Origin of the sequence: Myxococcus sp. CA039A (genome assembly GCF_013336645.1) — a bacterium.
Classification (GTDB): domain Bacteria; phylum Myxococcota; class Myxococcia; order Myxococcales; family Myxococcaceae; genus Myxococcus; species Myxococcus llanfairpwllgwyngyllgogerychwyrndrobwllllantysiliogogogochensis.
On record NZ_JABUMQ010000388.1, the window covers coordinates 1 to 9,403 of the forward strand.

The following is a 9,403-nucleotide window of genomic DNA, read 5'->3' on the forward strand; positions in this document are numbered from 1 at the left end:
ACCCAGGACGGCGCCCTCATGCGCTACATGGCCACGGCCTTCGTAGACTCCCTGCGCGAGGCGCTGAAGACGGCGGGCTGGGCGCGGGTGGAGTCCGGCCAGGAGCTGGGAGGAGTCTTCCTGGTGGGCGTCCAGGGGCGTCTCTTCCGCGTCGAGGGTGACTTCCACGTGGGAGAGCCACGCGACGCCTTCGACGCCGTGGGCAGCGGGGCGGACCTCGCCAGGGGCGCCCTGTTTGCCACCCATGCCATGGCGCCCAATGCCCGGGTGCGCCTGGCCCTGCGAGCGGCGGAGCGTGGCAACACGGACGTGCGCGGCCCCTTCCGGCTGGTGTCCACGTGAGCGCCACCTGCCGCGCGCCTACGCCGTCGGTGGCCGCGCGTCGCCGTGCAGCCTCCACCTGGCGCCTGCGCGGGCGCGGGTTGCCCCGTGCCGCCCGGCGGGACTCCACCGTGCTGGTGCTGCGCCTCTACGCCTACCTCGAACACCGGAAGTCCACGCGCCTGTCCCGGCTGTCCCTCCGGGCCTGGCAGTACGTCCACCTCCGCCGCCCCGGCCATGCAGAGAGGGCCCGCCCATGACGTCCGATGTGAGCAACAAGAGCAGCGCCTACAAGGCGATGGAGTCGCACTGGGCCATGGTGAAGGCCCTCCAAGGGGGCACGGAGGCGATGCGTGCCACTGGAACGACGTACCTGCCTCGGCACGCCCGCGAGTCCGACGAGGCCTACAACGAACGCCTCCAGCGCAGCTTCCTCTTCAACTACTTCGAGACGTCCCTCTCCACGCTGGCAGAGATGCCCTTCACCAAGCCGGTGGTTCTGGCCGACTCCGCGCCCGAGGAGCTGCACAACCTCGTGGGCGACGTGGACAGGCAGGGCAACGACCTGACGTCCTGGGCCCGCAATGTCTTCACGGACGGGCTGGCCAACGGGCTGACGCACATCCTCGTCGACTTCCCCAAGGTGGACAGGGCACAGGTTCAGACGCGGGCGGACGAGGTGGAGGCGGACATCCGCCCCTACTTCGTCCACGTGCCCGCTGACGCGCTCCTGGCTGCCTACGCCACCGTGGAGGGAGGCGCCCAGGTGCTGACGCAGGTCCGCATCCGCGAGGTGGTGACGAAGGTGTCCGGCTACGACGAAGTCGCCGTGGAGAGGGTGCGCGTCATCGAGCAGGAGGAGTGGAAACTCTTCGAGCGGGAGGGGAAAGGCGCATGGACGCTGGTGGATGGTGGGGAGAACACGCTGGGCTTCATCCCCCTCGTCACTTGGTACGCGGGCAAGCCGAAGGGCTTCATGCTCATCCGCCCGCCGTTGCTGTCCCTGGCGGAGAAGAACCTGGAGCACTGGCAGTCCGCCAGTGACCAGCGAAACATCCTCACCGTGGCGCGGTTCCCCATCCTGGCGGCCTCGGGCGTGACGGAGGAGTCGCCGCGGGAAGAGCGCACCAGCACGGAAGGGATGAGCGCCGAGGACGTAGAGTTCCTCGGGAAGTCGCGAGGGCAGGGTGGAATCACCATCGGCCCCCACTCGCTGCTCACCACCACCAACCCCCAGGGGAAGTTCTACTACGTGGAGCACACCGGGGCTGCCATCGACGCCGGTGCGAAGGACCTGGAGCGCCTGGAGGACCAGATGGCGGCGCTCAGCATCGAGCTGGTCGTCCGCAGGAAGAGCAACACCACGGCGACGGAGAAGGACATCAACACCGGGCAGAGCTACTCGAAGCTCCAATCCATGGCCCGCCGCTTCGGCGATTCGCTGGCCCTGGCCTTCCATTTCGCGGCCCAGTGGGTGTCCCTGGACGTGCCGGACGACAAGCTGAGGGTGTCCGTCCACACGGACTTCGGCGTGGAGGAGGGGGACGCGCAGGGGCTGGAGGTGCTCTTCAAGGCACGTGCTGCCGGCGACATCTCCCGGAAGACGTTCCTGAAGGAGCTGCAGCGCCGGAGCACCCTCTCCGCGGACTTCGACGAGGAGCTGGACGCGGACTACCTCGAGGCCGAGGGGCCCAGGTTGGGCACGCTTCGCTCGGAGCCGAAGGACGAGCCCCAGCCTCCTGGCCAGACGGTGCCCCCGCAGCCGCCCGTCGCTGGTGGCGTTCCCCCTGTCGCTGCTGGAGGTGCGGCGTGACATTCGACGCCTGCTTCATCGAGGAAGCCCTGGGCGGAATGCGCCGCATCGAGGCTCTTCCGTGCCTTGTCCCTCTCCCTGGTGCGTGGGGCTTCAACTTCCAGGGGAACCGGAGGGGCACGCGGAAGGTGCGCCGGGTCCTGCGCGACTGGCACCGGACGCTGCTACTCCGACTCATCCACGGGGGATGCAAGGCGCTGGTGCTGGATGGCGACCTGGTGCTGACGCGAGAGGCGTTCATCACAGCGCTCGCAGCGCGGCAGGTCCTCGCGAAGGGCGGAGGTGCCACGTGTCGAGCGTAGAGGTGCGGGCAGTGGGCGCGGAGGCGCCCCGGCGTGGCCTGTGGCGCGCGCTCGGTTGCGCTGTCGTGCGGTACGTTCTCAATCGCTACATCCAGCGCAGCGCTTGAGTCGCCTCTCTCTCTCCGTCATTCACGCCTGTAGCTGGCTTCAAACCAAGCAAGGTTGGCTTTTTGCTTGCATACTCCAATGAGGGCCCTTTCGTCAGCGCATCTGGCCAAGCAATGCTTGCATTCGTTCCAGGCGTCATCTGGATTATTCCAGAGCCGGCCCCAGCTCCCGACTCTAATCTTTTCGACTTTGAAGTTTGCCCATCCAGAGCAGCCGAGAGCCAATGATTTCGCGAGGATGGCCTCGGCTTTGGTGAGCTTTCCCTTGTCTTGGCACTCGCACCAGAATTCAGCGAATGCGGTGGAGGGGGTGAGAACCTGCAGGGCGAGAATGATCAAGGCTGCTTGATGGATACGCATTGTCTGTAGCTCCAGGCGGAAAATGGATGGCGAGGCGACCTACGGCGGGGGGCCCGCAGCAGCCAGCCTCTGGTGAAGCATCGTCGCCCCGGGACTACAGCAAGCGAGATGCCAGGAGAATAGTCATTCGCTGCTCGTCTGGAGATACCGTTCATAACGTCCGAGCGGACGTGTCAGCGCGGGCATTGACACGTCCACACACAAAACTGACGCGTCATCTCCGAACATCTACCAGGCGCACAACGCGGTGTACCGGGGACGGGCGACGCCGCGCACGCTGCCCGAGGGGACGGTGTTCAGCGCTCGCGCGGCACAGAAGGTGAGGGCGCGGGAGCAGGGCTGGCGGTACGCAGTGGCGCAGCTCGTGGAGGCCGGTGCCCAGCAACCCGCGCCAGGCGAGGACCTACGCGCGTGGCTCCGGGAGTGGCTGCCCCGGGTGACGCGCCGACAGCGCCACCGGGGCAATCACCGCTACCTGTGGGGACTCATCCGTGCTGCCCGTCGGCGCCTGCCCCCGTCACATCCGTACCCGAAGTGGGAAGGGCGTCCGGCGTGAGGGCGCTGATCTTCACTCAAATGACAGGTTGCAGTTCCATTTCTTGAGTCTGAGGCCGGTGCAATAGCACTCCTTCTCATTCCTGTGATGGTCGCAGCACGGGACGCTGTCGTCAGCAGAAGTGCAAGCCTTGAGGTGGTAGGTCGAGCACGCTGCATACGAGCAGAAGGGGGTAGTGGGGGGCGGGCACTCGTAGAACTCATCGTCGCACCAAACGCCCACATAGTCTTCGTGGCCGCAGATCCGGGTGCCCTCAGGACATGTAACTGAGGAGCCCCCGCAGACGGCGAAGCATTCTGCAAGCTCCCCTGAGGATGCACTTATCTCTTCGCCCTCGTGAGCCGCCTCGGCAGGCAGGACTCCACACCCGAACGCGAGACTAGCCGCGCAGGCCAACAGCAACAGCTTCAAGCTCTTCATGGCGGACCTCTTGGTGTGAAGGTGTGCGAGCGCAGGACGACCGGGCTACGGTCATTATCTGTAATTCGATTAACAACAGCAAATCCAGTTGCCAAATGAGGCCCATGTTCGGTTTTCGTCCAACAGCAGTGGTGGGGCGCCGAGTTCCCCTCACGTAGGCGGCGCGGACCGCGTCCTCGTCTGGGCTGACGCTTGGGCCCATGCTCTCCCATGCGGCTGGCAATCCAATCACCCCGCAGCCCATGAACCCGGCCCTCGGTGTGTCCTTGGTGAGCCCGAGAGCGCGCCGGTGAGCGGCACCACCCGCACAGCCAACGGGAAGCGCCTCGAGCGCACGGTGGTGCACTCCGTCCAGGTGGAGCGCGTTCTTCACATAGTCTTCCTGCCCCGGCCGGAGTTCACCACGGTCCTTCGCGCAGTGGGCGCCACGTCGAGTTCCGACACGGACGTCCGGGTGGAGACCGCCGTCGGGTCCTACGACTGCCTTCCCTGGGGCAGCTGGTGAGCACCGGCCCGACGATGAACGAGGAGCTGCTGGAGCGCTCCATCTCTCACGCGGTGCAGGTGGAGCGCTACAAGGCGGGCCTCGTCCGGCGTGTGGTGGAGGTGCTCAACGAGTCCGAGGAGGACCTGGAAGCCGAGCTGACGAAGCGCCTGTCCCGCATCGAGGCGGCGGGCGGGTACGACGCCGGGCCCCAGGTGACGAAGCGCCTCGAGGAGATGCTGGCCAGGGTGGGCGGTGTGCGCGCCGAGGCGTACGGCACGGCGATGGGCCTCATGACGGAGGAGCTGGGCGCCTTCGCGCTGCACGAGGCCAGGTGGCAGGCGGCGGTGCTGCAGGAGACGCTCATCGTCGAGTTGTCCGTGGCCACGCCCTCCGCGGAGGTGCTGCGCGCGGCCGCCTTCTCCCGCCCCTTCGAGGGGCACGTGCTGAAGGACTGGGCGGACGCCCTCGCTCCCGCCGACGTGGACAGGCTGGGGCGCGTAGTGCGCCAGGGCGTGGTGGAGGGCAAGACGACGCAGCAGATGGTGCGCGAAGTCATGGGCACCCGAGCCGAGGGCTACTCCAACGGGATACTGGAGACGAGCCGGCGCAACGCGGAGTCGGTGATTCGCACCGCCACCAACCACGTCGCCACACAGGCCCGGGAGGAGGTGTTCAAGGCGAACGCGGACATCGTCCAGTTCGTCCGCATGGTGGCCACCCTCGACGGCCGCACCACGCTCGGGTGCATGGCGCTGGACGGGAAGGTGTTCCCCGTGCGCGACGGACGCCGTCCTCCTTTCCACCGAGGCTGCCGCACAACCACGTCGCCAGTCATTGACGGCGTGAAAATGGTGGGAGACCGGCCCTCTGTCACGGACACACGCACAAGGCGTCAGCGAGAAATCGACTTCCGCGCCGAGGCCAAGGCCAAGGCGGGCGAGGCGCGCTGGAAAGCCATGTCCGAGAAAGACCGCGCGGCCGCCATCTCTCGCCAACGCCAGAAGTGGACGCGGGAGAACGTCGGCCAGGTGCCCAAGGGCCTTTCCTACGAGGAGTGGCTCCGGAAGCAGCCCACGCCATTCCAGGACGAGGTGCTCGGGCCCACGCGCGCCCGGCTGTGGCGTGACGGCCGCTTGCCGTTGGGGCGCTTCACCGACGCCAGCGGGAAGACGCTGACGCTGGAGCAACTGCACGCGGCGGAGGCCGCGGCTTTCAAGCGGGCGAAGTTGTAACGGGCCCGCGCGCAGGACGAGAGGAGAAGACGCACATGCCGTTCGAGTGGCAGCCGGAGCTGGAGAAGCTGGATGAGGTGCCCGAGACGTACCGCGGGCTGTACGCGAAGAAGGACGGCGCGGAGGGCGAGGCCCCGAAGTTCGCCCTCGACGGGGAGCTGGCGAAGCGGCTGGACACCTCCGCCCTCGCCAACACGCTGAAGAAGGAGCGCGACATCGGCAAGGAGCTGAAGAGCCAGCTCGCCGGATTCACGAAGCTGGGGAAGACGCCGGAGGATGCCGAGAAGCTGGTGGCCGACTTGCGCACGGAACTGGCCGAGGCGCGTAAGGGGAAGGAGGGCGCGGAGGCGTGGGAGAAGCAGCGCACCACGCTGGAGGCGAACCACACCAAGACCCTGGGCGAGAAAGATGCCGAGGTGAAGCGGCTGACGTCCGTTCTCCACACCCGCATCGCCGAGTCCGCTGTCCGAGACGCGCTCGTGAAAAATGAAGGGGCGGTCGATTTGCTCTTACCAATCGTCACGCCCCACGTGACTTTGGTGGAGGAAGACGGCGAATTTTTGGTCCGAATTGTCGATGCGAAGGGAAACCCTCGCGAAAGCAAGGCGGGCAGCCCCATGACGGTTGAAGAGTACGTCGCGGAGCTCAAGAAGGATCCGCGCTTCGCTCGTGCCTTCAAGGGCACGGGTTCCTCGGGCGGCGGGACGCCCTCGGGGGCGAACTCGGGAGGGATTCCCGGGAGTACGAAGATGACCCCGCTGGATCGCATCTCCAAGGGGTTGAAGAAGTAGCACCCGTCGCAGGTGCGCGTGATGCGGCCCGCGACAAACCGGGAGGGATTCCCGGCGGCAGTCACTCTTCCTCAAAGCCAGACATGACCGAGGGCTTCTGACAGCCCCGCCCTTGGCGCACCCACCGCCTGTCTTTCTTTCCCTCGCTCCGAGGAGGAGCGCCTTCCTATGCCTTCAATCACCCTTGTCGAAGCCGCCAAGCTCAGCCAGGACGACCTGGTCGGTGGAATCATCGACAACATCGTCACCGTCGACGCCTTCTACCAGCGCCTCCGCTGGGAGTCCGTGGAAGGTCCGGCCATCGTCTACAACCGCGAGTCCTCGCTGGGCGACGTGCAGATGCTGGGCGTCGGCGGCACCATCACCGCCAAGTCGCCCACCACCTTCGTCCAGGTGACGAGCGCCCTGAAGCGCATTATCGGTGACGCCGAGGTGGACAACTTCATCGAGGCGACGCACTCGGATACCACCGACCAGAAGGCGCTCCAGGTGGCCGGTAAGGCCAAGGCGGTGGGCCGCAAGTACGCCAACCTGCTCGTCAACGGCACCGGTGCCAATGACGAGTTCGAGGGCTTGCTGGGGCTGGTGAGCGCGGGCCAGACGCTGGTGGCCGGGCCGAACGGCGCAGACCTCTCCTTCGACCTGCTGGACCAGCTCCGGCAGAAGGTCACCGCGAAGGACGGGAAGCTCGACTTCTACATGATGCCGGGCCGAACCATTCGCTCCTTCAAGACGCTGCTGCGCACGCAGGGCGGAGCCGGCATCATCGAGACGGTGCAACTGGCGGACGGCGTGGAGGAGGTCCTCGTGTACGAGGGCGTCCCCATCTTCCGGAACGACTGGATTCCCACCAACCAGACGCAGGGCACCAGCACCGACTGCACCTCCATCATCGCCGGGTGCCTGGACGACGGCACCCGCAAGGTGGGTATCGCCGGGCTGCACGCGAAGAAGCAGATGGGCATCCACGTCGCGGATATCGGCGAGGCGGAGCTGAAGGACGAGTCCATCACCCGCGTGAAGTTCTACTGCGGCCTGGCCGTGTTCAGCGACCTGGGGCTGGCGGTGCTCCAGGGCGTGAAGAACTGAGCGACGCGCTTCTCGGTTGGGCCTGCCTGCGGGGACGACTCGCACGGGCCGGCCCAGCCCCAACCTCGCGCCCGGCGCGTGCTGGGCGCATTCCCTGTGGAGCAGGACATGGCTGGAAACCGACTGACGGTGGACGTGGCGTTGGTGGGGCCGCGCGAGGGGGAGACGTGCAGCCTCGCGGGCTTCGATTTCAAGAATGGCGTGGCCGAGGTGCCGAGACACGCGGCGACGGCCCTCCACATTCTCGGCAAGTACCACAACGCCTTCCAGGTGGACTCGCGCGAGTACGAGGAGGCTCAGGCGAACTGGAGGAAGACGAAGGCGAGAGCGGAGTCCGTCCCGGTGGACCCGAAGCTGGTGTCCGCTCTGGAGGACGCGCGCTCGGAGCTGGAGAATCGGCTCGCCGCAGCGCGGTCCGTGCTCGAAGAAGAGCAGGCCGAGGCGGAGCGCCTGAGGGCGGAGCTGCGCGCCGAGCGCGAGGCGAAGAAGGCGGCGGAGGCGAAGCTCGCCGATGCGTGGAAGTCCTCGCCCCCCATGCCCACCACCGAGGAGCCTCCCGCGCCGAAGGGCAAGGCCAAGGCCAAGGCGGAGTAGCCCGTGCCTCTCGACGCGACGCCGGGCGGGCCTGCCGCCGACTCGTACTGCACCGTGGTGGAGGCGGACGCCTACCACTCCGCGCGTCTCCACAACGAGGCGTGGGCGGCTGCCTCCGTAGTCGACAAGGAGCGCGTGTTGAAGTGGGCCACGTCCCGCCTCGACACGCACTGTCGCTACCGGGGCATGCGCGCCACTTCGACGCAGGCCCTGGCGTGGCCGCGCCGGGGCGTCGTCTTCGACGGGGCGACCGTCTCGGACACATCCATCCCCCTCCGGCTGCGCGGCGTGGTGGCGGAGTTCGCCTTCCGCCTGCTGACGGAGGACTGGGCGGCTGGCGTCGGCCCCATGGTGGACGACGGGATGAACGTCGGGCCACTGAAGCTGACGAAGGAGACGCACGTGCCGATTCCCTCCGAGGTGGTGGCCATGGTGGAGCCGCTGGTGCTTCCGCGCTCCACTGGGCTGGGCAGCTTCTCCCTGGTGCGCGGATGAGCGCCAGGGCGGACAAAGTGGCGCAGAAGGCGCGCGCCGCGATGAAGAAGCACGGCCAGGAGGCCACGCTGTCGCGCACGGTGCGCGGTGCCTACGACACTGGCACGGGCACGACGGCGCCCCCCTCCGTCTCCAGTCACTCCGTCTTCCTCATGGTCCAGGCGGACAGTGGTCAGGACAAGGAGGGGAACACGGAAGCGGAGGGCACCACCGTCCGCAAGGCGCGGCGCAAGCTGCTGGTGGCCGCCGAGGGTCTGCCGCTGGTGCCGGAGCCGGGCGACAGCGTGGGGCCGGTGGAGGCGCTCACCTGGCGCGTCCTCGCGGTGGACCCGCCAGTGCAACTGGGCGGGAAGCCCATCCTCTACACGCTGCGGGTTGTGGCGGCATGAGCCAGACGAAGAAGACGGACCGAAAGGTGCGCAAGGGCGCGAGCTTCGCCCGACAGGTGGCGGGCTTCGTCGCGGTGGCGCAGGGGCGCGGCAACGAGGTGCTGCGGAAGACGGCGCTGGGCATCCTGGCCAACGTCGTCGAGGGCTCGCCCGTGGACACCGGGCGCTTCCGCGGCAACTGGCAGGTGGGGGTGGGCAACCGCCCCGCCGGCGAGTTGGAGGTGGACGACAAGGGCGGCGAGGGCACGGTGGGGAAGGGCGCGCAGACGCTGGAGTCCGCGACGCTGGGCGACAAGGTGTTCATCACCAACAACCTGCCGTACGCGCGCCGGCTGGAATGGGGCCACTCCGCGCAGGCACCGCGCGGCATGGTGCGGCTCGCCCTGGCCAACCTCCGCACCATCATGGAGGAGGCGGTGAAGGAGGCGAAGTCGGGCGGTGGAGGGG

General features: G+C 67.6%; 14 protein-coding genes. 12 read left to right on the forward strand and 2 right to left on the reverse strand.

The features are described from left to right. The 4 genes from HR086_RS40775 to HR086_RS40790 form a co-directional block, all read left to right on the forward strand. The coding region (locus tag HR086_RS40775) for a hypothetical protein (RefSeq protein ID WP_217442149.1) at positions 1 to 342 on the forward strand (342 nt) is incomplete at its 5' end. Beyond that, the gene (locus tag HR086_RS40780; RefSeq protein WP_174468306.1) at positions 339 to 581 is read left to right on the forward strand and encodes a hypothetical protein; all 243 of its coding nucleotides are present in this window, start codon (positions 339 to 341) and stop codon (positions 579 to 581) included. The genes HR086_RS40775 and HR086_RS40780, both read left to right, overlap by 4 nt. After that, a complete protein-coding gene (locus HR086_RS40785) occupies positions 578 to 2,134 on the forward strand; it encodes a DUF4055 domain-containing protein (protein WP_174468307.1) in 1,557 nt (518 codons plus the stop codon). Before HR086_RS40780 ends, HR086_RS40785 begins: the two co-directional genes overlap by 4 nt. Continuing rightward, positions 2,131 to 2,436, forward strand: a complete 306-nt coding sequence (locus HR086_RS40790; protein ID WP_174468308.1) for a hypothetical protein — start codon at positions 2,131 to 2,133, stop codon at positions 2,434 to 2,436. Before HR086_RS40785 ends, HR086_RS40790 begins: the two co-directional genes overlap by 4 nt. A gap of 125 nt (positions 2,437 to 2,561) precedes the next feature. Here the strand turns inward: HR086_RS40790 and HR086_RS40795 are convergent, their stop codons facing one another. Beyond that, positions 2,562 to 2,903 carry a hypothetical protein gene (locus HR086_RS40795; RefSeq protein WP_174468309.1) on the reverse strand — a complete coding sequence of 114 codons (342 nt, stop codon included), beginning with the start codon at positions 2,901 to 2,903 and terminating at the stop codon, positions 2,562 to 2,564. A 247-nt stretch (positions 2,904 to 3,150) separates the two neighbouring features. On the opposite strand from HR086_RS40795, the gene HR086_RS40800 reads away from it, so the two are divergent. Next, the gene (locus HR086_RS40800) at positions 3,151 to 3,459 is read left to right on the forward strand and encodes a hypothetical protein (RefSeq protein WP_174468310.1); all 309 of its coding nucleotides are present in this window, start codon (positions 3,151 to 3,153) and stop codon (positions 3,457 to 3,459) included. A 12-nt stretch (positions 3,460 to 3,471) separates the two neighbouring features. Here HR086_RS40800 and HR086_RS40805 read toward each other — a convergent pair whose 3' ends face one another. Beyond that, a complete protein-coding gene (locus HR086_RS40805; RefSeq protein ID WP_174468311.1) occupies positions 3,472 to 3,879 on the reverse strand; it encodes a hypothetical protein in 408 nt (135 codons plus the stop codon). A gap of 501 nt (positions 3,880 to 4,380) precedes the next feature. On the opposite strand from HR086_RS40805, the gene HR086_RS48970 reads away from it, so the two are divergent. The 7 genes from HR086_RS48970 to HR086_RS40840 form a co-directional block, all read left to right on the forward strand. Then, entirely contained in the window at positions 4,381 to 5,598 is a 1,218-nt protein-coding gene (locus HR086_RS48970) for a minor capsid protein (RefSeq protein ID WP_174468312.1), read from the forward strand. Positions 5,599 to 5,633: 35 nt separating this feature from the next. Next, positions 5,634 to 6,389 (forward strand): hypothetical protein, encoded by a 756-nt coding sequence (locus tag HR086_RS40815; RefSeq protein ID WP_174468313.1) that lies wholly within the window; start codon positions 5,634 to 5,636, stop codon positions 6,387 to 6,389. 168 nt (positions 6,390 to 6,557) lie between these two features. Then, positions 6,558 to 7,478 carry a major capsid protein gene (locus HR086_RS40820; protein WP_174468314.1) on the forward strand — a complete coding sequence of 307 codons (921 nt, stop codon included), beginning with the start codon at positions 6,558 to 6,560 and terminating at the stop codon, positions 7,476 to 7,478. A gap of 108 nt (positions 7,479 to 7,586) precedes the next feature. Then, the gene (locus tag HR086_RS40825; RefSeq protein ID WP_174468315.1) at positions 7,587 to 8,072 is read left to right on the forward strand and encodes a hypothetical protein; all 486 of its coding nucleotides are present in this window, start codon (positions 7,587 to 7,589) and stop codon (positions 8,070 to 8,072) included. 3 nt (positions 8,073 to 8,075) lie between these two features. Further along, complete coding sequence (locus HR086_RS40830; protein ID WP_174468316.1) at positions 8,076 to 8,567, forward strand: DnaT-like ssDNA-binding protein; 492 nt, start codon at positions 8,076 to 8,078, stop codon at positions 8,565 to 8,567. After that, positions 8,564 to 8,956: a hypothetical protein gene (locus tag HR086_RS40835; protein ID WP_174468317.1), complete on the forward strand. Its 393-nt coding sequence runs from the start codon at positions 8,564 to 8,566 to the stop codon at positions 8,954 to 8,956. Before HR086_RS40830 ends, HR086_RS40835 begins: the two co-directional genes overlap by 4 nt. Further along, on the forward strand, positions 8,953 to 9,403 hold a 451-nt coding region (locus tag HR086_RS40840), incomplete at its 3' end, for an HK97 gp10 family phage protein (protein WP_174468318.1). The genes HR086_RS40835 and HR086_RS40840, both read left to right, overlap by 4 nt.